The organism is Streptomyces sp. NPDC039423 (assembly GCF_055598725.1).
In genome coordinates, this window is sequence record NZ_JBVKAH010000002.1 from 293,792 (window position 1) to 314,299 (window position 20,508).

Here is a 20,508-nt window from a genome sequence, read left to right on the forward strand (position 1 = left end):
TCTATACGGTGCCGTACAGATGGGGCTATCGTCGATCTGTACGCCATCGTATAGACCGGATGGATCGGGGTACCCCCATGAGACTTCCCCAAGCCGCGCACACGTCCCGCCCCTGGCGGATCCACGAGATCGCCGGCGACTTCCAGGTCGAGGACGTGTGGGAGCTGCCGACACCGGGCGGCCCGGACGATCTCGACCGGCTGGTGCGCCAGTTCACCGAGGGGAAGGGGGGCGGCGACGGCGACCGCACGGGGAGCCCGGTCTCCTCCCCGGTGCCCCGCGCGCTCTTCGCGCTCCGCCGGAAGCTGGGCGCCCTGCTCGGCTGGGACGATCCCGCCTCCGGGGTCGGCGGCCGCGTGCCGAGCCTCCGGGACCGGCTGCCGGCGGACCTCCGCGACGGCCCCCGGGGCCCGGACTTCCGGACGGTGTCGTTCACCTCGATCTACCAGACCCACGACGAGTGGGCGGCCGAGATGGCCAACCGGACCGTGCACACGGTGATGCACATCGGCTGGGTCGCGGACGGCAAGGGCGGCCACCACGGCCGCATGGCGGTGCTGGTGAAGCCCAACGGCCGGGCGGGAGCCGCCTACATGGCGGCCATCAAGCCGTTCCGGTACCTCGGCGTGTACCCGGCGATGCTCCGCATGATCGGACGCGAGTGGAAGGAACGCACGGATGCCGCCTGAAACGGGAGCGGGGAGAGCGGCCCGCCGGGCACCGGCCGCGTTCCGCGCAGGGGCCTGGGCGTGGATCCTCACCGGCGCGGGTCACCTCACCCTGGAGCTGGTGATGGCGCTGCGCCCGGAGGACCCCGGGCGGGCCCGCGCCGTGGCGGCGATGCGGGCGTACGAGATCGGGCTCGGCGGTGTCTCGCGCAGCCTGCGCGACATCGACCTGGGCATGTCGATGGTCATGGGTACGGCCCTGGTCTTCGGCGGGCTGATCTGCCTGCTCGTGGCCCGCGCCGCCCCCGCCCTGATCACCGGGTCGCGCGCGCTGAGCGGTCCGGCCCTGGCCGCCTCGCTGGTGGTGCTCGGCCTGTCGGTGGCGCTGCTGCCCCTCCCTCCCGTCGTCCTGTTCACCGTGGCGTGCGTCGGGTTCGGCGTGGCGGTCGCCACGGCCCGGCCGGCGGCGTCCGGCGCCCGCGCGGGATAGCCGGCGGGGACCGCCCAAGGGAGACGGCGGGGGACGGCCCACGGGGGATGGCGGGCCGGGGCGGCCGGGTCAGTCCGGTTCGTCGAACATGGCGAGCAGCGTCTCCTCGTCCGGTTCCGGGGCGGGCGGGCCGGAGCGGGGGACCTGCTCGGCCCAGACCGTCTTGCCCTGGGGCATGAACCGGGCGCCCCAGCTCTTGGTGAACTGGGCCACCAGGAACAGACCGCGCCCGCCCTCCTCGGTGGTCGCCGCGCGGCGGATGCGCGGTGAGGTGTTGCTGCGGTCGGAGACCTCGCAGATCAGCGAGCCGTTCCGGAGCAGCCGCAGGGACACGGGGCCGTGGCCCCCGTACCGCACGGCGTTGGTGACCAGCTCGCTGACCACCAGTCCGGTGCTGAAGTCCAGCTCCGTCAGGCCCCATTCGGTGAGCTGCCGGTGCGTCAGCTCGCGGGCCCTGGCGACCATCGCGGGGTCGGAGGGCAGCTCCCAGGACGCCACCCGCTCGTCGGGCAGCGCGCGCACCCGGGCCAGCAGCAGCGCCACGTCGTCATGGGGCCCGTCGGGCAGCAGCGTGTCCGTGATCCGGTCGCAGACGCGCTCCAGCGACGGCTCCGGCCCCGCGAGCGCGTCGAGGAACCGGCCGGTGCGGGCGTCGGTGTCCGTGTCGCCGAAGGCGCGGCCCTCCTTCAGCAGGCCGTCGGTGTACAGGGCCAGCAGGGTGCCCTCCGGCAGCTCGACGTCGGCGGACTCGTACGGCTGGAGCCCGCCGAGACCGAGCGGCGGGCCGGCCGGCAGGTCGAGCAGGCGCGGCTCGCCGTCCGGCGGCACCAGCGCGGGGGGCGGGTGGCCGGCCCGGGCGGCGGCGCAGCGGCAGGACACCGGGTCGTAGACGGCGTACAGGCAGGTCGCCGCCGTGGCCGGGTCCTCGGTGTCGGTGGGACCCCGGCTGACCAGGTCGTCCAGATGGGTCAGCACCTCCTCGGGCGGCAGGTCCAGAGCGGCCAGGGTGTGCACCGCCGTGCGCAGCCGCCCCATGGTGGCTGCCGCCTGGAGCCCGTGCCCGGCCACGTCCCCGACCACCAGTGCCACCCGCAGCCCGGACAGCGGGATCGCGTCGAACCAGTCGCCGCCCACACCGGCCCGGGCGTCCGCCGGCAGGTAGCGGCAGGCGAGGTCGGCGGCGGTCAGCCGGGGCACCTCGCGCGGCAGCAGGCTGCGCTGGAGGGTGAGCGAGGCCTCGTGCTCGCGGCTGTAGCGGCGGGCGTTGTCCAGGCTGATCGCGGTACGGGCCGCCAGCTCGCCCGCCAGCGTCAGGTCGTCCTGCTCGTACGGTCTCGTCCTGCCCCGCCGGTAGAACCCCGCCACGCCCAGTACGACCCCCCGGGCGCACAGCGGGGCGCCCAGACAGGAGTGCACGCCCTCGCCGAGGAGGGCTGCCGGGTGCCCGGCGTCGTCCGGCCGCCCGCCCGCCGCGTCCGGCCCCCCGCCCGCCGTCCCGGCCGGACCGGTGACCGTCACCGTGTCCGCGGCCGGCCGCCCGGTGTCGAGGCAGCGCGCCTGCGGGGTGCCGGCCGGATGGCGCACCGGCTCGTCCACCCCGGCCGTCCGGGCCTCGCCGGAGCCCTCGCCCGTCCAGGCCACGACCCGCCGCAGCGCGCTGCCGGGGCCGGGCCGCCCGTGCGGGGGCTCCCCGCCCGCCAGGGCGTCCTCCAGCAGGTCGACCACCACGAGGTCGGCCAGGCGCGGTACGGCGATCTCCGCCAGCTCCTGGGCGGTGCGCCGCATGTCCAGGGTGGTGCCGAGGCGCACGCCCGCCTCGTTCAGCAGCGACAGCCGGCCCCGCGCCTCGGCGGCCAGGCGTCCCACGCCCGGCTCGCCGACCAGCAGCGGCCACTCGCCGGCCCCGTCCTCCCGCGCCCCGCCGGGGTCCAGCAGCGGCACGTCCCGGCCGTCCGGGGCGGTGGCGGTCGGGGTCGCGGCCCCGGTGACGTCCGTGGCCGCGCCGCCCCCGGCACCCCGGGAGCCGGTGCCGGTGCCGGTATCGGTGCCGGTGGCGGTGGCGGTGGCGGTGGCTGGGCCGGTGGCGGTCCTGGAGCCGGTGGCGGGGCCGGTGCCGCCCCGGACGCCGAAGCCCACCTCGACGGCCGCGCCCTCCGCGTCGCCGTGCCGCAGCTCCCGGCGGCGCAGCGTGGCCACCCGGCCGCCCGCCAGCGGCACCTCGGTGAACGCCCCGCCGCCGGGGGAGGCCGGTGCGGAGATGAGCTCGATGGCGCTCTCCAGCAGCGCCAGCCGCTCCTCGGGGGTCAGCCGGGGCGCCCCCGCGCCCAGGCGGCCGAGCTCGCCGGAGCCGGGGTGGAGCCGGGCGTGCGCGCCGCGCTCCCGGGCCTGGAGGAAGGCGCTCAGCAGATTGCGCTCACGGGTCGTGCTCAGTTCCAGCAGGCGCTCCGATATGCGCTCGGTGGCCTCCTGGAGGACCAGCGCCATGCCCGGTTCGGCCAGGTCACGGGGTACGGAGAGGTTGACCGCGCCCTGCACGGTGCCGCCCACCGGGTCACGCACGGGCGCGGCCATGCAGGTCAGCTCCTTCAGGTTGTGCAGGAAGTGCTCGTGACCCACCACCACGAAGGGCGAGCGGGTGCTGAGCACCATGCTGACGCTGCTGGTGCCCATGAACCGCTCGTCGACGTTGGCGCCCGGGACCAGGGAGGCGGCGTCCATGAGCGCCAGCCCCGCCGGGTCGCCCCGCCGGTCCACGACGATGGCCCGGGCGTCGGCCAGCGTCACCGTGACGGGCAGGCCGGGGAACCGTGCGCACAGGGCGTCCAGCACCGGCGCGGCCGCCCGGACGAGCCGGGACTCCGGGTCGAGGTCGGCCTCGACCGGCAGCGCCGCCCCCTCGGTGTCGATCCCGAGCGACCGCGAGCGCTGCCAGGAGGCGAGAATCTCCGGACGCACTCCGCCGCCGGGCGGCCGCTGCTCACCGCGATCTTCCACAGAACCAGGATAATCGGGCAAATCGCCCATGTGCTCCCGGGGCGTCAGCCGGCGGCGAGCGTCTCCGGGTCGATGACCTTGGTGTTCTGGGCGGCGGCGACCCGCCACACCCCGTCGTCCTTGGCCAGCACGTACAGCGGCGAGCCCGGCACCGCGTCGGGATGGGAGTCCACCAGGGACGCCGGGTCGGCCTGCCCCCGGAACACCTCGTCCAGCCGCTCGCCGTCCCGGGTGACCGGGCGCTGGCGCACCTTGACGGCGGCGACGTCGGGGCGGACGAACAGGATGTGCTCGACCTCGTAGGTGGCCGTCAGGTCCTGCCCGGCGGTGCGGGGCAGGACCGCGCGCGTGAAGGCGTCGATCTCGCCGAGGCCGGTCAGCCGCTTGCCGTGCGCGGTGGTCCAGATCGCGTCCTGGCGGAAGCCGCTCAGGAAGGCGTCGGGCAGGGCCTTCTGCTGCGCGTCCTGCACGCCCGCGACGAACGCGACGATGGCCTCCACGTCGTCCTGCGGGACGGCGACGCCGCTGGTTCGAGGGCTCATGATGTTCCTCCGGGAGTGGTGGTCCGTTGCGCGTCCCAGCCTCCGACCTCAACCGCGCTTGATGTCAACACCGTTGGGCGGCCCCGTCGAGTGGCGCGCCCCACCGTTCCGTCGGCGCCCGGCGGGTGACGAGCCGACAGGGGTTCCCTCGCGCCGGCCGCGGTCCGTGTGCTTGGATCCCACGATGGATCAGGTACGCCCCCGGCAACCGGCGGACATCGACGCCTGTGTGCGCGCCCTGGCACACGTGCACGCGCACGACGGGTACCCGGCCGACTGGCCGGCCGATCCGGGCGGCTGGCTCACGCCGGACCGCCGGACCGGGGCGTGGGTCGCCGTCCTGGACGGACGCGCCGTCGGGCACGTCGCGCTGTCGGAACCCGGTGAGGGGGACCTCGCCGCCGCGCTCCGGGGCGCCGGGCCCACGGCCGTGGTCGGGCGGCTGTTCGTCGACCCCGCCGCCCGGGGGCGCGGCCTCGGGGCCCGGCTGGTGGAGCGGGCCGTGCGCGAGGCGCGGGAGCGGGGCGCGCACCCGGTGCTGGACGTCCTGCCCGGCGACCGGGCGGCGATCGCCCTGTACGAACGCCTCGGGTGGCGGCGGATCGGCACCGGCGAGCAGGAGTGGGGGCCGGGCCGGAAGGTGACGGTGCACTGCTACGCGGCCCCCGCCGCCGGGCCGCTCCCCGGGCCGCTCCCCGGGCCGCTCCCCGGGCCGCTCGCCGGGTCGCCGAACGCGATGGCGCCCGGACGCGGACACGACCAGGGGCCGACGGCATGACGGCCATGGGTGCACACGACGTGGACGAGGCGGTCGCGGTCGTCGTCCGGGCGCTGGGCGGCGTGACGGACCGGGACTGGTCGGGGCGGGCGGCCGGTCTGGAGTGGAGCTGCCACGACACGGCCCTGCACATCGCCGACGACTTCACCGGCTACGCCACCCAGTTGACCGGCCGCGCCACCGACTCCTACGCGCCCTTCCGGCTCAGGGCCGAGCCCGGCACCACCCCGGCCGGTCTGATCCGCGTCATCGGGGCGACCGGCGGGCTGCTGTCCGCCGCCGTCCGCACCACGCCCGCCGGCGTACGGGCCTGGCACCCGTCCGGAATGGCCGGGGCGGACGGTTTCGCTGCGATGGGCGTCGTCGAGGCGCTGCTGCACACCCACGACATCCTCGGCGCCCTCGACGGGACCGACAGCGCCGACGGCACCGGCTGGCGCCCGCCCGGCCGGCTGTGCGCCCGCGTCCTGGACCGGCTCTTCCCGCACGTCCCCGGATCCGGCGACCCGTGGCGGACCCTGCTGTGGGCCACCGGCCGCGCCGGCCCGGACCGCCGGACCCGCCCGGCGGCCTGGCGCTGGTACAACGAGCCGGTCCGGTCCGGGCGCCTCGTGCTGTGCGAGGTGTCCCCGAACATCGGGGCCGACCTGCACGCCGGCGGCGACGGCGGGTTCACCTGGGCGGACGGGGGTCCGCCGGAGGGCACCCGGTTCGCCGGCGGGATGGTGGCCCGGGCCCGCGAGGCGGGGACGTACCGCCCCGGCTGGGGCCCGTACGCCATCGTCCGCGCCTCCGACCGCCGGGCGATCGGCGCCATCGGCTTCCACGCCGCCCCGGACACCGACGGCCGGGCCGAACTCGGCTACGACCTGGTGGAGGGCGCCCGCGGCCACGGCTACGCCACCGAGGCGCTGCGCGCCCTCACCCGCTGGGCGTTCGGCCGGCCGGAGCCGGCGGTGCTGGTCGCCACCGTCGACCACGACAACGCGCCCTCGCACGGCGTGGTGACCCGCGCCGGCTTCACCCGGGCCGCCGACACCGGGGGGAGCGTGGTCTACGAACTGCGCCGGAGCTGACCGGCGATGTCCCGCACCGCGGCCATCGCGCGGTGCAGCAGCCACGGCCCGAAGGTGATCCGGGTGGCGCCCAGGCGCCCCAGCTCGGCCACCGCCGGGCCGCCGGGGAACGGCGCCACGTTGAGCGGCCCCTCGATCCGGGCGCGCAGCAGCGGCAGGTGCGCGGGCGGCACGCCGATCGGGTAGACGCAGTCGGCGCCCGCCGCGGTGTACAGCCGCGCCCGGGCGATCGCGTCCTCCGGGTCGTCCAGGCCCCGCACGAAGGTGTCCACCCGGGCGTTGACGAACAGCCGGCCGCCCGCCTCCGCCCGTACCTCCGCGAGCAGTTCGGCCTGCTCCCGGGGGTCCACGAGCACGCCGGCGCGGGAGTCCTCCAGGTTCACGCCGACCGCGCCGGCGTCCAGGACGCGGGCGACGAGCTCCCCGGGCGCCAGGCCGTAACCGGCCTCCACGTCCGCCGACACCGGGACCGACACCGACCGGGCGATCCGGGCGACGGCCGCGAACATCTCGCCGGCGGGCGTCGCCCCGTCCGCGTACCCCAGCGACGCCGCCACCCCCGCGGAGGGCGTGGCCAGGGCCGGGAAGCCGGCCTCCTCGAAGGCCCGCGCGCTCGCCGCGTCCCACGGCCCCGGCAGCACCAGCGGGTCGCCGGGGGCGCGGTCGTGGTGCAGGGCGCGGAACGCCGCGGCGGCGTCGGTCACTTGCCGGTCCCGGCGAACTGCCCCGGTGTGTAGTGGCCCGGCACCAGCCGGCTGGTGACGGCGAACCGGTTCCAGGCGTTGATGACGGTGATCGCGGCGATGAGCTGGGCCAGTTCCCTCTCGTCGAACTGCTTCGCCGCCTTCTCGTACACCTCGTCGGGGACGAAACCGTCCGTCAGGACCGTGACCGCCTCCGTCAGTTCGATCGCCGCCAGTTCCCTCGCGGTGTAGTAGTGGCGCGACTCCTCCCAGGCGCTGAGCTGGATGATCCGCTCCACCGACTCACCGGCCGCCAGCGCGTCCTTGGTGTGCATGTCGAGGCAGTAGGCGCAGTGGTTGAGCTGCGAGGCCCGGATCTTCACCAGTTCGAGGAGCACCGGGTCGAGGCCCTGCCGCGCCGCGGCGTCCAGCCGGACCATGGCCTTGAACACCTCGGGCGCGTGGTCGGTCCAGGCGAGGCGGGGGGTGTGCTCGCTCGCGTACTCGGTGGTCTTCGTCTCTGTCGTCATGGCTACGACCGTACGGGGCGTGTGGCGCACCGGTATGGTCCACTTCCATGACGGATTCCTGGGCCACTTTCGGTGCCGACCTGCACCTGGAGCTACGGGGCCGCGGACTGCGCTCCGGTCTGATGGAGGCCCTGCGGGAGGCCGTCCGCAGCGGGCGGCTCGCGCCCGGGAGCCGGCTGCCGTCCTCCCGGTCGCTCGCCGCCGACCTGGGCGTGGCCCGCAACACGGTCGCCGACGCCTACGCCGAACTCGTCGCCGAGGGCTGGCTCACCGCCCGGCAGGGCTCCGGCACCCGGGTCGCCGACCGTGCCGCCCCCCGTCCCGGCCGGGCCGCGCCGGCCCGCACCCCCACCCGGGGCGGCGCGCCGTCCGCCCCGCCCCCGCCCCGCCGCCCGTCCACCCGCCGCCCGGCCGCGCACACCCTGCACCCGGGCACCCCGGACCTGGGGTCCTTCCCCCGGGGCGAGTGGCTCAAGGCGGCCCGCCGCGCGCTGGCGTCCGCCCCGAACGAGGCGCTCGGCTACGGCGGGGCGCACGGCCGGATCGAACTGCGCACCGCCCTCGCCGACTACCTGGCACGGGCCCGGGGCGTCCACGCCGACCCGGACCGCATCGTCGTCTGCTCCGGCTTCGTCCACGGGCTGCGGCTGATGGCCCGGGTGCTGCGCGCGCGGAAGGTGCGGGAGGTCGCCGTCGAGTCGTACGGGCTCGACATCCACCGGAACCTGCTCGCCGCGGCCGGACTGGCCACCCCCGCGCTGCCGTACGACGAACACGGCACCCGCACCGGCGAGCTGGACCGCCAGGGCGCCCTGCTGATCACGGCCGCCCACCAGTTCCCGCTCGGCGGCGCGCTGCCACCTGACCGGCGCGCCGCCGCCGTGGACTGGGCCCGCCGCACGGGCGGGCTGATCCTGGAGGACGACTACGACGGCGAGTTCCGCTACGACCGCCAGCCGGTCGGCGCCCTCCAGGGCCTGGACCCCGAGCGGGTGGTCCACCTCGGTACGGCGAGCAAGTCCCTGACGCCCGGGCTGCGGCTGGGCTGGATGGTGCTCCCGGAGGCGCTGGTGGGGGACGTGCTGGCGGCGAAGGGGCACGCCGACTGGGTGTCCAGCGCCCTGGACCAGCTCACGCTGGCGGAGTTCATCCGCTCGGGCGCCTACGACCGGCACGTGCGCGGCATGCGGCTGCGCTACCGCCGGCGGCGCGACCAGCTCGTGGCCGCGCTCGCCGAGCGGGCGCCGGACATCCGGGTGAGCGGCATCGCGGCCGGGCTGCACGCCGTGCTGGAACTCCCGCACGGCACCGAGCGGTCCGTCGTCCAGGCGGCCGCCTGGCAGGGCCTGGCCGTCCAGGGCCTGGACCGCTTCCGCCACCCGGACGTGCCGCCCGGCCGCGACGCGCTGGTGGTGGGCTACGCCACCCCGACGGACAGCGCCTGGTCCGGCGCCCTGGACGCGCTGTGCCGGGCGCTGCCCTGACCCGCCGCGCCGCCGGGCCTACCGGCTCCCCCCGCCGGGCCTACCGGCCGCCCCGCCGGGCCCGGCCGCCGCCCCGCCGGGGGCCGCCGTCACCGCAGGACCTGGCGCAACTGCTCCAGCGCGAAGTCCAGGTCCTCCTTGCCGATCACCAGCGGCGGGGCGATCCGGATCGTCGAGCCGTGGGTGTCCTTCACCAGGACCCCGCGGTCCATCAGCTTCTCCGAGATCTCCCGGCCCGTGCCCAGGGCCGGCACGACGTCCACGCCCGCCCACAGGCCGCGCCCGCGCACCGCCTCCACGGCGCCGCCGCCCACCATGAGCCCCAGCTCGTGGTGGAGGTGGTCGCCCAGCTCGGCCGCCCGCTGCTGGTACTCGCCGGTGCGCAGCATCGCCAGCACCTCCAGGGCCACCGCGCAGGCCAGCGGGTTCCCGCCGAACGTCGACCCGTGCTCGCCCGGCCGGTGCACCCCCAGGACCGCCGCGCTCGACACGACCGCCGACACCGGCACCACGCCGCCGCCCAGGGCCTTGCCCAGCACGTACATGTCCGGGACCACGCCCTCGTGTTCGCACGCGAACGTCCGGCCCGTGCGGCCGAGGCCCGACTGGATCTCGTCCGCGATGAACAGCACGTTCCGCTGCCGGGTCAGCTCCCGGACCGCCGGCAGGTACCCGGCCGGCGGCACCAGCACGCCCGCCTCGCCCTGGATGGGCTCCAGCAGCACGGCCACGGTGTTGTCCGTCATCGCCAGGTCCAGCGCCGCCAGGTCCCCGTACGGCACGATCTCGAACCCCGGCGTGTAGGGCCCGTAGTCCGCCCGCGCCTCGGGGTCGGTGGAGAAGCTGACGATCGTGGTCGTCCGGCCGTGGAAGTTGTCCGCCGCGACGATGATCTTCGCCATGCCGTCCGGCACGCCCTTGGCCCGGTACCCCCACTTGCGGGCGGTCTTCACGGCGGTCTCCACCGCCTCCGCCCCGGTGTTCATCGGCAGCACCATCTCCATGCCGCAGAACTCGGCGAGCTGCTCGCAGAAGTCGGCGAACCGGTCGTGGTGGAACGCCCTCGACGTCAGCGTCACCCGCTCCAGTTGCGCCTTGGCGGCCTCGATCAGCCGGCGGTTGCCGTGGCCGAAGTTGAGCGCCGAGTAGCCCGCCAGCATGTCGAGGTAGCGGCGCCCCTCGACATCGGTCATCCAGGCCCCCTCCGCCGTGGAGACGACGACGGGCAACGGGTGGTAGTTGTGCGCGCTGTGCGCCTCCGCGGAAGCGATCGCCTCTTGTGTTCTCGACACGGGGTCTCCGTTCGTCCTGCGGCGTGGGGCGGTGGTGGCGCCCCCTTCTATCGTCGCTCGCCATACGGACGGGGAAACCTCGCGGCGAGACACCCCTTAAGGTGACCGGTACGCACGGCGACTGGCGTACGGGGAAGCGACCCCGGGGGAGCCGTGCGCGGCAGACCACACGAGGGTGCCGCCCGCCTGGGCACCCCACGACCTCGTCCGTGCTGCCGGCCCCCTGGAGGACGCCATGACCAGCCTTCCCCTTCCCGCGCACCATCCCGCCCTCGCCGCGGGCGACCCCGAGATCGCCGCGCTCGTCGGCGCGGAGGAGCGGCTCCAGTCCGAGACGCTGCGGCTGATCCCCAGCGAGAACTACGTCTCGCAGGCCGTCCTGGAGGCCTCCGGGACCGTCCTCCAGAACAAGTACAGCGAGGGCTACCCGGGCCGGCGCTACTACGAGGGCCAGCAGAACATCGACCAGGTCGAGCTGCTCGCCGTCGGCCGCGCCAAGGCCCTGTTCGGCGTCGACCACGCCAACGTCCAGCCCTACTCCGGCTCCCCGGCCAACCTCGCCGTCCACCTCGCCTTCGCCGAGCCCGGCGACACCGTGATGGGCATGGCCCTGCCGATGGGCGGTCACCTCACCCACGGCTGGGGCGTCTCGGTGACCGGCTCCTGGTTCCGCGGCGTCCAGTACGGCGTGCGCCGGGACACCGGGCTGATCGACTTCGACGAGGTGCGGGAGCTGGCCCTCAAGGAGCGGCCCAGGATCATCTTCTGCGGCGGCACCGCGCTGCCCCGCACCATCGACTTCGCCGCCTTCGCGGAGATCGCCCGCGAGGCGGGCGCCGTCCTGGTCGCCGACATCGCCCACATCGCCGGCCTGATCGCGGGCGGCGCCCACCCCTCGCCGGTGCCGCACGCCGACGTCATCTCCACCACCACCCACAAGACGCTGCGCGGCCCGCGCGGCGCGATGCTCATGTGCCGCGAGGAGCACGCCAGGGCCATCGACAAGGCGGTCTTCCCCGGCCTCCAGGGCGGCCCCCACAACCAGACCACCGCCGCCATCGCGGTCGCCCTCCGCGAGGCGTCCCAGCCGTCCTTCCGCAACTACGCGCAGCAGGTCGTCGCCAACGCCAAGGCCCTCGCCGTCGAGCTCATCGCCCGTGGCTTCGACCTGGTCTCCGGCGGTACGGACAACCACCTGGTCCTGATGGACCTCACGTCCAGGGACGTGCCCGGCAAGGTCGCCGCGAAGGCCCTGGACCGGGCCGGCATCGTCGTGAACTACAACACCGTCCCCTACGACACCCGCAAGCCCTTCGACCCCTCCGGCATCCGCATTGGCACCCCGTCCCTCACCTCCCGCGGGCTCGGCACCGGGGACATGGCGGCGGTCGCCGGCTGGATCGACCGGGGCGTCACGGCCGCCCGTACCGGCGACGAGGCCGCCCTGGCTGCGGTCCGGGCCGAGGTCGCCGAGCTGATGGCTGCCCACCCGGCCCCCGGCATCCCCGTCTGACGGCCCGGCCGGGGCCCGGCCGCACCGGGCCCCGACGGGCGCCCCGCCGCCCGTCCCGTCCCGGCCCGTCGGCGCCGGGGCGGGCCGCCGGGGGACCTGTGTCGCTCGTCTCATCCGGCGGCGTTCCCGACCTGTCGGCGGCAACTGAGAGAATGAGGGACATGGCCTCTGATCGTCCTCGCGTGCTCTCCGGGATCCAGCCCACCGCCGGCTCCTTCCACCTCGGCAATTACCTCGGTGCGGTCCGCCAGTGGGTGGCGCTCCAGGAGACCCACGACGCCTTCTACATGGTCGTCGACCTGCACGCGATCACCGTCCCGCAGGACCCGGCGGAGCTGCGGGCCAACACCCGGCTCGCCGCCGCCCAGCTCCTCGCCGCGGGCCTCGACCCGGAGCGCTGCACGCTCTTCGTCCAGAGCCACGTCCCCGAGCACGCCCAGCTCGGCTGGGTCATGAACTGCCTGACCGGCTTCGGCGAGGCCTCCCGCATGACCCAGTTCAAGGACAAGTCCGCCAAGCAGGGCGCCGACCGGGCCACGGTCGGCCTGTTCACCTACCCGATCCTCCAGGTCGCGGACATCCTGCTGTACCAGGCCGAGCAGGTGCCGGTGGGCGAGGACCAGCGCCAGCACATCGAGCTGACCCGCGACCTCGCCGAGCGTTTCAACGCCCGTTTCGGTGAGACGTTCACCGTCCCCGCTCCGTACATCCTGAAGGAGACGGCGAAGATCTACGACCTCCAGGACCCGGCGGTCAAGATGAGCAAGTCGGCCTCCACCCCGAAGGGCCTGATCAACCTCCTGGACGAGCCGAAGGCGACCGCGAAGAAGGTGAAGAGCGCGGTGACCGACACCGACACCGTGATCCGCTTCGACCCTGTCGACAAGCCGGGCGTCAGCAACCTGCTGACGATCATGTCCACCCTCACCGGCACCCCCGTCCCCGACCTGGAGCGGAGCTACGAGGGCAAGCTGTACGGCGCGCTGAAGACCGACCTGGCGGAGATCATGGTCGACTTCGTCACCCCGTTCCGGACCCGCACCCAGGAATATCTGGACGACCCCGAGACGCTGGACTCGATCCTGGCCAAGGGCGCGGAGAAGGCCCGCGCGGTCGCCGGCGAGACGCTCGCCCAGACGTACGAGAAGGTGGGCTTCCTGCCGGCCAAGCACTGAGCCCCGCCCCCGCGGGGTCCGGCGCACCGGTGCCGGAACCAACGACTCTGGCCACGCGACGGGTCCAGCCGCCACACTGGCGGCGGAAGACGACGACGACCGATTCGACACATGAGGAGAACGACGTGGGGACCGTAACGCTCGGCGTTTCGATCGCGGTCCCGGAGCCCTACGGCAGCCTGCTCCAGGAGCGGCGCGCGGGCTTCGGGGATCCCGCCGCGCACGGCATCCCCACGCACGTCACCCTGCTCCCGCCGACCCAGGTCGAGGCGGCCCGGCTGCCCGCGGTCCGGGCGCACCTCGCCGAGGTCGCGGCGGCCTCCCGGGCCTTCCCGATGCGGCTGTCGGGCACGGGCACCTTCCGGCCGCTGTCGCCGGTCGTCTTCGTCCAGGTGGTGGAGGGCGCGGCGGCCTGCTCCTGGCTCCAGCAGCGGGTCCGGGACACCTCCGGCCCGCTGGAGCGGGAGCTCCAGTTCCCGTACCACCCGCACGTCACCGTGGCGCACGGCATCTCCGAGCAGGCGATGGACCGGGCGTACGAGGAGCTGGCGGACTTCGAGGCGGCGTGGACCGTCGGCTCCTTCGCGCTGTACGAGCAGGGCGCGGACGGGGTGTGGCGCAAGCTGTCCGAGTACGACTTCGGCACCGGCCGCCCCGGGCCGTCGGTACCCGCCCAGGGCTCACCGGTCGACGAGCCGGCCACCACCCGGGGCTGACGCACCCGGCGCCGGTCCGGCCCGTCCGGAGCACGTCCGGACCCGGCCAGGCCCCGGTGCGGACCGGCCCCGGCCGCCCGGCAGTCGTCACATCGGCAGGCGCCGGAAGAGCGGGCGCGGCAGGTGCCGCACGGCCGCCATCACCGGCCGCAGCGCGCCCGGCACCCACACCGTCTCCGAGCGGCGCCGCAGCCCCAGCTCGATGGCGTGCGCCACCGCCTCCGGGGTCGTCGCCAGCGGCGCCTCCGGCATCCCGGCCGTCATCCCCGTCCGGACGAAGCCGGGCCGGACGATCATCACGTGCACGCCCGTGCCGTGCAGCGCGTCACCCAGGCCCTGGGCGAAGGCGTCGAGCCCGGCCTTGCTGGAGCCGTAGATGAAATTGGCCCGCCGGGCCCGCTCCCCGGCCACCGACGACAGCACCACCAGCGAGCCGTGGCCCTGGGCCTGGAGGGCGCCGGCGCAGACCAGCCCCGCGCTGACGGCGCCGGTGTAGTTGGTCTGGGCGACGCGGACGGCGTCCAGCGGGGCGGCCTCGTCATGGGCCTGGTCCCCCAGGACGCCGAACGCGAGCAGCACCATGTCGATGTCGCCCTCGGCGAACACCTTGCCCAGGACCTCCTCGTGCGCGCCCGGGTCCAGGGCGTCGAACGGGACCGTGCGGACGGCGACACCGGTGCGGAGCTCCCGGAGGGAATCCGCCGCGGCGTCCAGGGCGGGGGAGGGCCGGCCGGCCAGCCAGACCGTGCGGGTCCGGCGCGCGATCAGACGGCGGGCGGTGGCCAGGGCGATCCCGGACGTACCGCCGAGGACGAGCAGGGACTGGGGGGCGCCGAAGGCGTCCTTCATGACGGGCGTACTCCTTCACAGGGACAGGCGGCGGGCGAGGTCGGAGGTGAACACCGAGTCCGGGTCGAGCTCGGCGCGCAGGGCGAGGAAGTCCGGCAGCCGGGGGTACATGGCCCGCAGCGCGTCGGGACGCAGCCGGGAGTCCTTGGCGAGGTAGACGCGTCCGCCCGCGCCCGCCACCTCCTCGTCCAGCTCGTCCAGGAACGAGCCGAGGCCGCTGAGCCGGGCCGGGATGTCAAGGGCCAGCGTCCAGCCCGGCACGGGGAAGGAGAGCCAGCCGGGATCGCCCTCGCCGAACCGCTTCAGCACCGCCAGGAACGACGGGCAGCCCCGGCGCGCGATCCGGCGCACGATCCGGCGCAGGGTGTCCTCCCGCCCGTACCCGACGACGAACTGGTACTGCACGAAGCCGCCGCGCCCGTACACCCGGTTCCAGTGCGGGACGCCGTCCAGGGGGTGGAAGAAGGAGGACAGGCGCTGGAGTTCGCCGGTGCGGTGGCGGGGCGCCTTGCGGTACCAGAGCTCGTTGAACAGGCCCACCGCCGGGCGGCCGAGGAGCCGGTCGGGGACGAAGGCGGGCGCCGCCGGGAGCCGGCCGGGCCGGAAGGCCAGGGGGTCGCGCCGGGCGCGCCGGGGCAGGGCGTCATAGGGGGCGTGGTCGCCGCGGGTGAGGACGGCGCGGCCGGTGGCGGCGCCCCGGGCGAGCAGGTCGATCCAGGCGACGGAGTAGCGGTAGCCGTGGTCGTTGGCGGTGAGGCGGGCCATCAGGTCGTCGAGGTCGGTGGCCCGTTCGGTGTCGACCGACATCAGGGAGGTCTCCACGGGCAGCAGCCGGACCGTCGCGGAGAGGATCACCCCGGTCAGGCCCATGCCGCCGGTGGTCGCGTCGAACAGGTCGGTGCCGGGGAGGACGGTGCGGACCGTGCCGTCGGCGGTGAGGAGGTCGAAGGCCCGTACGTGGCGGGCGAACGAGCCGGAGACATGGTGGTTCTTGCCGTGGATGTCGGCACCGATCGCCCCGCCGACGGTGACGTACCGGGTGCCGGGGGTGACCGGCACGAACCAGCCGAGCGGCAGCAGCACCTGCATCAGGCGGTGCAGGCTGACCCCGGCGTCGCACACCACCAGCCCGGCGTCCGCGTCGATGGAGCGGATACGGGCCAGGCCGGTCATGTCGAGCACGGCGCCGCCGGCGTTCTGCGCGGCGTCGCCGTAGGCGCGGCCGAGGCCGCGGGCGATGCCCCCGCGGGTACCGCAGGCGCGGACGGCGGCGGCGGCCTCCTCGTAGCTGCGGGGGCGCAGGACGCGGGCGACGGTGGGAGCGGTGCGGCCCCAGCCGGTCACCGGCTCGGCGGACTCGATGAACGGGCCGGCGGGGGCGGGCGCGGGCGCGGGGGTCGCGGACGGCATGGACGGCATGGAGGCGACCGTATCGCCGCACTTGGGTCATTTGAGGGGTTTGTCGGTTGCGTCGTCCAACTCGCCGAAATGGGTGATTAAACGAGTGTCATCAAAGATTGCCGCGTTCTCCGGTGCGCGGCACGCCAGAGTCGCCCGTGGTGCACCCGTCCAGGGACGACGAAAGGGGTGGCGGAGGATGCGATTCGCGGGCGCCCGGTGGGAGGGCGCCGATCACCGGCTGTTGGACGCGCTGCACGGCTGCGGCCACCGCCGGCCGGTCGTGGCGGCGGCCGCGCGGACCCTGTCGTACGCGGGGGAGCACGGTGCGCTCTGGCTCGTGACCGGGCTGGCCGGCGCGGCGGCCGACCGCGCGCGGCGCGGCCCCTGGCTGCGGGCCACGGCCCTGACGGCCACGGCCCACCTGACGAGCATGGCCCTCAAGCGGCTGGTGCGCCGTCCCCGGCCGCGCCCGGCCGCCGCCCGGGGCGGTGCCGCCCGGGCGGTGGTGGGGCGGCATTCGTTCCCGAGCTCCCACGCCACGTCGGCCGTCGCCGCGGCGGCCGTCTTCGGCGTGCTGCGCCCGGGCGCCCGGCGGGTGGGGGCGCCGGTGGCGGCGGCCATGTGCCTGTCCCGCCTGGTGGTGGGCGTGCACTATCCGACCGACGTGGCGGCCGGCGCCCTGCTGGGGGCGGTGACCGCGCGGCTCGGCGGGCGCTGGGTGCTGCGCGGGGCGGGGGTGCCCCGGGCGGGGGCGGGGCGCCCGGAGCCGGATCGCGCGGGCGCCCGCCGCCTCGGGACCGGTCATGAGGCGGATCGTTTCTGCATCCGCCCCCCGGGGCGCCGCCGTGGGTGAGCCGACCGTCGCGGCACGGCCCGCCGCCCGCCCGGTGCCCCCGGCCGCCGCGCTGCCGCTGGGCCTCGTACGGGCCGCCCGCCCCCGCCAGTGGGTCAAGAACCTCCTCGTGGTCGCCGCCCCCGCCGCCGCCGGCCAGCTGGTGTCCCGGCACACCGCCCTGCACCTGGGCCTCGTCTTCGTGCTGTTCACCGCCGCTGCCGCCGCCGTCTACCTCGTCAACGACGCCCGGGACGCCGAGGCCGACCGCGCCCACCCGGTCAAGTGCCGCCGCCCCGTGGCCGCCGGGGACGTCCCCGTGCCCGTGGCGTACGGCACCGGCGCCGTGCTGGCGCTCGGGGCGCTCACCGGCGCCGCCACCCTGTGCAACGCTCTGACGGCCGCGCTGCTGGCCGCGTACCTCGCCATGCAGCTCGCCTACTGCCTGCGCCTCAAGCACGTCCTGGTGGTCGACCTCGCCGTCGTCACCACCGGGTTCGTGATGCGCGCCATGATCGGCGGGGTCGCCCTCGGCATCCCGCTCTCGCGCTGGTTCCTCATCACCACCGGCTTCGGCGCCCTCTTCATGGTCGCCGCCAAGCGCTACTCCGAAGCCGTGCAGATGGCCGGGCGGGGTGGGGAGACCCGCCTCCTGCTCACCGAGTACACCACCGGCTACCTGCGGTTCGTCTGGCAGCTCGCCGCCGGCGTCGCCGTGCTCGGCTACTGCCTCTGGGCCCTGGAACACAGCGGCACCTGGCGCCAGCTCTCCACCATCGCCTTCATTCTCGCCGTCCTCCGCTACGCCGTCTTCGCCGACCGGGGCACCGCCGGAGCACCCGAGGACGTCGTGCTGCGCGACCGCCCCCTCGCCGTCATCGGCCTGGTGTGGCTGGCGATGTACGGGATGGCGGTCGCGGCCCCGTGAGGCGAGAGGCCACCGGGTTCCTGCTCGCCGGCGGGGTGGCGTACGCCGCCGACCTGGCGCTGTTCCTGCTCCTCCGGCCGCACCTCGACCCGCTGCCCGCCAAAGGCCTCGCCTTCCTCGCCGGCTGCACGGTCGCCTACCTGGGCAACGCCCTCGGCACCTACCGCCGCCGCGCGCTCCACCTCCGCCGGTACGCGGCGTTCTTCGCCGTCAACCTCGCGGGCGCCGCCGTGCAGCTTGCCTGCCTCGGCGCCTCGCACTACGGGCTCGGACTCACCTCCCCGCTCGCCGACACCGTCTCCGGCCTCGGCGTCGGCATGGTCCTCGCCACCTGCGTGCGCTTCTGGGGGACCCGCACACTGGTCTTCGGGGCGAAGGGGTAGGGGCACGCCATGGACTGGCTGACCAAGCTCCCCGTCATCGGCCCCTGGGCCGCCCGGCTGACGCGCACCCACGCCTGGCGCTCGTACGAGACGCTCGACCGCGCCCACTGGACCCGCCTGGCCGCCGCCATCACCTTCACCAGCTTCCTCGCGCTGTTCCCGCTGATCACCGTCGCCGCCGCCGTCGGCGCCGCGCTGCTCGGCGACCAGCAGCTCCGTGACCTGGAGGAGAAGATCGCCGAGCAGGTCCCCGGGATCTCCGACCAGCTCGACCTCGACGCGCTCGTCGCCAACGCCGGCACCGTCGGGCTGGTCGCGGGCGCCCTGCTGCTGTTCACCGGCATCGGCTGGGTGGGCTCCATGCGCGACTGCCTGCGCGCCGTGTGGGGGACCGACGACTGCGACGAGGGCAACCCCGTGGTGCGCAAGGGCAAGGACGCCGTGATCCTGGCCGGCCTCGGCGCGACCGGCCTGGCGTCCTTCGCGGCGTCCGGCCTCGGCTCCACCGCCGTCGGCTGGACCGCCGAACGGCTCGGGATCTCCGGCAGCGGCGCCGGCGGGGTGCTCCTCCAGGCCGCCGCCGTGGCGGCCGCCGTCGTCGCCGACTTCCTGATCCTGCTGTACGTCCTGACGCTGCTGCCCGGCGTCCAGCCGCCGCGCCGCCGCCTGGTGGTCGCCGGGCTGATCGGCGCCGTCGGCTTCGAGGCGCTCAAGCTGCTGCTCGGCGGCTACATGAAGGGCGTGGCGGCGAAGTCGATGTACGGGGCGTTCGGGGTGCCGGTGGCGCTCCTGCTGTGGATCAACTTCACCGCCAAGCTGCTGCTGTACTGCGCCGCCTGGACCGCTACTCGCTCCCGGACCCGGACTGACGACGACGCCGTACCAGATCGGGCAGCGGCCAGCGTCGGTTGACCACGAACCAGCCGCCCGCCAGCAGCACCAGCACCCCGCCGGCCACCGCCAGCGCCGTCCCCGCGCCGTTCGAGCCGCCGGCCGCCGCGACGGTCGCCCGCCCGGAACCGTCACCGGCCGCCTGGTCGCCGCCGCCCGGCCCGGTCTGCGCCATGCCGCCGCCGTCCGTACCCTCCCCGGTCCCCGCCGACGTCGGCGGCACCAGCTCGCCCACCGGCTTCACCTTCCCGGCCGCCGTGAAGCCCCAGTCCAGCAGCCGGGCCGCCTCCTTGTAGACCGCGTGGCTCTCCTTCGCCGACGGGTTCATCACGGTGACCAGCAGCACCTTGCCGCCCCGCTCGGCGACCCCGGTGAAGGTGGCGCCCGCGTGCGTCGTGCTGCCGTTCTTCACCCCGGCGATGCCCTGGTAGGCGGGGATGCCGAAGTCACCGGTCAGGAGCCGGTTGGTGTTCTGGATCTCGAACGTGGAGCGCTTCTTGTTACCGGGCTTGACCTCCCCCGGGAACTGCGCGCGGGGCGTCGAGCAGTACTCCCGGAAGTCCTTGTTCTGCATGCCGCTGCGGGCGATGAGCGTGAGGTCGTACGCGGACGACACCTGGCCCGCGGCGTCGTACCCGTCCGGCGAGACCACATGCGTGTCGAGCGCCTGGAGCTCGGCGGCCCGGTCGTTCATGTCCTTCACCGTCTTGTCGACGCCGCCGTTCATGGCCGACAGCACGTGCACGGCGTCGTTGCCGGAGCGGAGGAAGACCCCCAGCCACAGGTCGTGGACCGTATAGGACTGCTTCTCCTTGACCCCGACGAGGCTGGACCCCGCGCCGACCTTCGCCAGGTCCTGCGGGGTGACCACGTGCGTTTTGGTGCGGGGGAGCTTGGGCAGCACCGTGTCCGCGAACAGCATCTTCAGGGTGGAGGCCGGGGGCAGCCGCCAGTGGGCGTTGTGCGAGGCCAGCACGTCACCGCTCTCCGCGTCCGCCACGATCCAGGAGCGGCCCGTCACCTCCTTGGGCAGCACGGGCACCCCCGGGGCCAGGTTCACCTGGGTGCCGGGCCTGCCGAGCTTCGTCCCGCCGACCGTCGACATCGCGGCGGGCGGCTTGGGCTGCTTGTCGCCCTCGTCGGCCGGCGGGGCGGCCAGGGCCGGAGCGGCGGCGAGGACGGGCAGCAGCGCGGCGGCGGCGACCACCGCGACGGTCTTCTTCAAAGCGGACACGGTCGAGAACGTACAGGGAGCGTCCGCGGAAGCCGGCACCACACCCCGC

At 75.2% G+C, this 20,508-nt stretch carries 19 protein-coding genes, 1 pseudogene and 1 riboswitch; of the genes and pseudogenes, 12 read left to right on the top strand and 8 right to left on the bottom strand.

What is annotated here, in order from left to right:
* Window positions 1-77: 77 nt before the first annotated feature.
* Window positions 78-689, top strand: coding sequence for a DUF2867 domain-containing protein (locus ACZ7LK_RS07320; RefSeq protein ID WP_471138871.1), 612 nt, complete (start codon window positions 78-80; stop codon window positions 687-689).
* Window positions 679-1,158 carry an LIC_13387 family protein gene (locus tag ACZ7LK_RS07325; protein WP_392272429.1) on the top strand — a complete coding sequence of 160 codons (480 nt, stop codon included), beginning with the start codon at window positions 679-681 and terminating at the stop codon, window positions 1,156-1,158. The genes ACZ7LK_RS07320 and ACZ7LK_RS07325 overlap by 11 nt, the downstream gene beginning before the upstream one ends.
* 69 nt (window positions 1,159-1,227) lie before the next feature.
* Here ACZ7LK_RS07325 and ACZ7LK_RS07330 read toward each other — a convergent pair whose 3' ends face one another.
* Window positions 1,228-4,152 (bottom strand): ATP-binding SpoIIE family protein phosphatase, encoded by a 2,925-nt coding sequence (locus ACZ7LK_RS07330; RefSeq protein ID WP_471138874.1) that lies wholly within the window; start codon window positions 4,150-4,152, stop codon window positions 1,228-1,230.
* Window positions 4,153-4,196: 44 nt separating this feature from the next.
* Window positions 4,197-4,694, bottom strand: coding sequence for an SgcJ/EcaC family oxidoreductase (locus ACZ7LK_RS07335; RefSeq protein ID WP_392272427.1), 498 nt, complete (start codon window positions 4,692-4,694; stop codon window positions 4,197-4,199).
* 184 nt (window positions 4,695-4,878) lie between these two features.
* On the opposite strand from ACZ7LK_RS07335, the gene ACZ7LK_RS07340 reads away from it, so the two are divergent.
* Window positions 4,879-5,472 (top strand): GNAT family N-acetyltransferase, encoded by a 594-nt coding sequence (locus ACZ7LK_RS07340; protein WP_471138878.1) that lies wholly within the window; start codon window positions 4,879-4,881, stop codon window positions 5,470-5,472.
* Window positions 5,469-6,548 (top strand): GNAT family N-acetyltransferase, encoded by a 1,080-nt coding sequence (locus tag ACZ7LK_RS07345; protein ID WP_392272425.1) that lies wholly within the window; start codon window positions 5,469-5,471, stop codon window positions 6,546-6,548. Before ACZ7LK_RS07340 ends, ACZ7LK_RS07345 begins: the two co-directional genes overlap by 4 nt.
* On the opposite strand, the gene ACZ7LK_RS07350 is transcribed toward ACZ7LK_RS07345, so the two are convergent.
* Entirely contained in the window at window positions 6,527-7,252 is a 726-nt protein-coding gene (locus ACZ7LK_RS07350) for an isocitrate lyase/PEP mutase family protein (RefSeq protein ID WP_469463685.1), read from the bottom strand. The genes ACZ7LK_RS07345 and ACZ7LK_RS07350 overlap by 22 nt on opposite strands.
* Window positions 7,249-7,761, bottom strand: a complete 513-nt coding sequence (locus ACZ7LK_RS07355; protein ID WP_392272423.1) for a carboxymuconolactone decarboxylase family protein — start codon at window positions 7,759-7,761, stop codon at window positions 7,249-7,251. The genes ACZ7LK_RS07350 and ACZ7LK_RS07355 overlap by 4 nt, the downstream gene beginning before the upstream one ends.
* Window positions 7,762-7,808: 47 nt before the next feature.
* Between ACZ7LK_RS07355 and pdxR the strand changes: the two genes are divergently transcribed.
* Window positions 7,809-9,245 (top strand): MocR-like pyridoxine biosynthesis transcription factor PdxR, encoded by a 1,437-nt coding sequence (pdxR, locus tag ACZ7LK_RS07360; RefSeq protein ID WP_471138883.1) that lies wholly within the window; start codon window positions 7,809-7,811, stop codon window positions 9,243-9,245.
* Between the two features lie 89 nt (window positions 9,246-9,334).
* On the opposite strand, the gene rocD is transcribed toward pdxR, so the two are convergent.
* Complete coding sequence (rocD, locus tag ACZ7LK_RS07365) at window positions 9,335-10,537, bottom strand: ornithine--oxo-acid transaminase (protein WP_392272421.1); 1,203 nt, start codon at window positions 10,535-10,537, stop codon at window positions 9,335-9,337.
* A 107-nt stretch (window positions 10,538-10,644) separates the two neighbouring features.
* Window positions 10,645-10,736, top strand: a riboswitch (ZMP/ZTP riboswitch).
* Between the two features lie 36 nt (window positions 10,737-10,772).
* Between rocD and ACZ7LK_RS07370 the strand changes: the two genes are divergently transcribed.
* From ACZ7LK_RS07370 to ACZ7LK_RS07380, 3 genes are all read left to right on the top strand, one after another.
* Complete coding sequence (locus tag ACZ7LK_RS07370; RefSeq protein ID WP_471138886.1) at window positions 10,773-12,050, top strand: serine hydroxymethyltransferase; 1,278 nt, start codon at window positions 10,773-10,775, stop codon at window positions 12,048-12,050.
* Between the two features lie 161 nt (window positions 12,051-12,211).
* The gene (trpS, locus tag ACZ7LK_RS07375) at window positions 12,212-13,225 is read left to right on the top strand and encodes a tryptophan--tRNA ligase (protein ID WP_471138889.1); all 1,014 of its coding nucleotides are present in this window, start codon (window positions 12,212-12,214) and stop codon (window positions 13,223-13,225) included.
* A 125-nt stretch (window positions 13,226-13,350) separates the two neighbouring features.
* Window positions 13,351-13,941 (top strand): 2'-5' RNA ligase family protein, encoded by a 591-nt coding sequence (locus ACZ7LK_RS07380; protein WP_392272418.1) that lies wholly within the window; start codon window positions 13,351-13,353, stop codon window positions 13,939-13,941.
* A gap of 87 nt (window positions 13,942-14,028) precedes the next feature.
* Here ACZ7LK_RS07380 and ACZ7LK_RS07385 read toward each other — a convergent pair whose 3' ends face one another.
* Both ACZ7LK_RS07385 and ACZ7LK_RS07390 read right to left on the bottom strand, forming a co-directional pair.
* Window positions 14,029-14,790, bottom strand: coding sequence for a decaprenylphospho-beta-D-erythro-pentofuranosid-2-ulose 2-reductase (locus tag ACZ7LK_RS07385; protein ID WP_471138893.1), 762 nt, complete (start codon window positions 14,788-14,790; stop codon window positions 14,029-14,031).
* Between the two features lie 15 nt (window positions 14,791-14,805).
* Entirely contained in the window at window positions 14,806-16,200 is a 1,395-nt protein-coding gene (locus tag ACZ7LK_RS07390) for an FAD-binding protein (protein ID WP_471139556.1), read from the bottom strand.
* 187 nt (window positions 16,201-16,387) lie between these two features.
* On the opposite strand from ACZ7LK_RS07390, the gene ACZ7LK_RS07395 reads away from it, so the two are divergent.
* The 4 genes and pseudogenes from ACZ7LK_RS07395 (at window position 16,388) to ACZ7LK_RS07410 (ending at window position 19,246) form a co-directional block, all read left to right on the top strand.
* Complete coding sequence (locus ACZ7LK_RS07395) at window positions 16,388-17,044, top strand: phosphatase PAP2 family protein (protein WP_471138896.1); 657 nt, start codon at window positions 16,388-16,390, stop codon at window positions 17,042-17,044.
* The gene (locus tag ACZ7LK_RS07400) at window positions 16,995-17,951 is read left to right on the top strand and encodes a decaprenyl-phosphate phosphoribosyltransferase (RefSeq protein WP_392272415.1); all 957 of its coding nucleotides are present in this window, start codon (window positions 16,995-16,997) and stop codon (window positions 17,949-17,951) included. Before ACZ7LK_RS07395 ends, ACZ7LK_RS07400 begins: the two co-directional genes overlap by 50 nt.
* Window positions 17,912-18,356 (top strand): annotated as a pseudogene (locus ACZ7LK_RS07405) (GtrA family protein). Before ACZ7LK_RS07400 ends, ACZ7LK_RS07405 begins: the two are co-directional and overlap by 40 nt.
* Window positions 18,344-19,246, top strand: coding sequence for a YihY/virulence factor BrkB family protein (locus tag ACZ7LK_RS07410; protein WP_392272414.1), 903 nt, complete (start codon window positions 18,344-18,346; stop codon window positions 19,244-19,246). The pseudogene ACZ7LK_RS07405 and the gene ACZ7LK_RS07410 overlap by 13 nt, the downstream one beginning before the upstream one ends.
* Here ACZ7LK_RS07410 and ACZ7LK_RS07415 read toward each other — a convergent pair.
* A complete protein-coding gene (locus tag ACZ7LK_RS07415; protein ID WP_392272413.1) occupies window positions 19,179-20,459 on the bottom strand; it encodes a D-alanyl-D-alanine carboxypeptidase family protein in 1,281 nt (426 codons plus the stop codon). The genes ACZ7LK_RS07410 and ACZ7LK_RS07415 overlap by 68 nt on opposite strands.
* Window positions 20,460-20,508 lie beyond the last annotated feature (49 nt).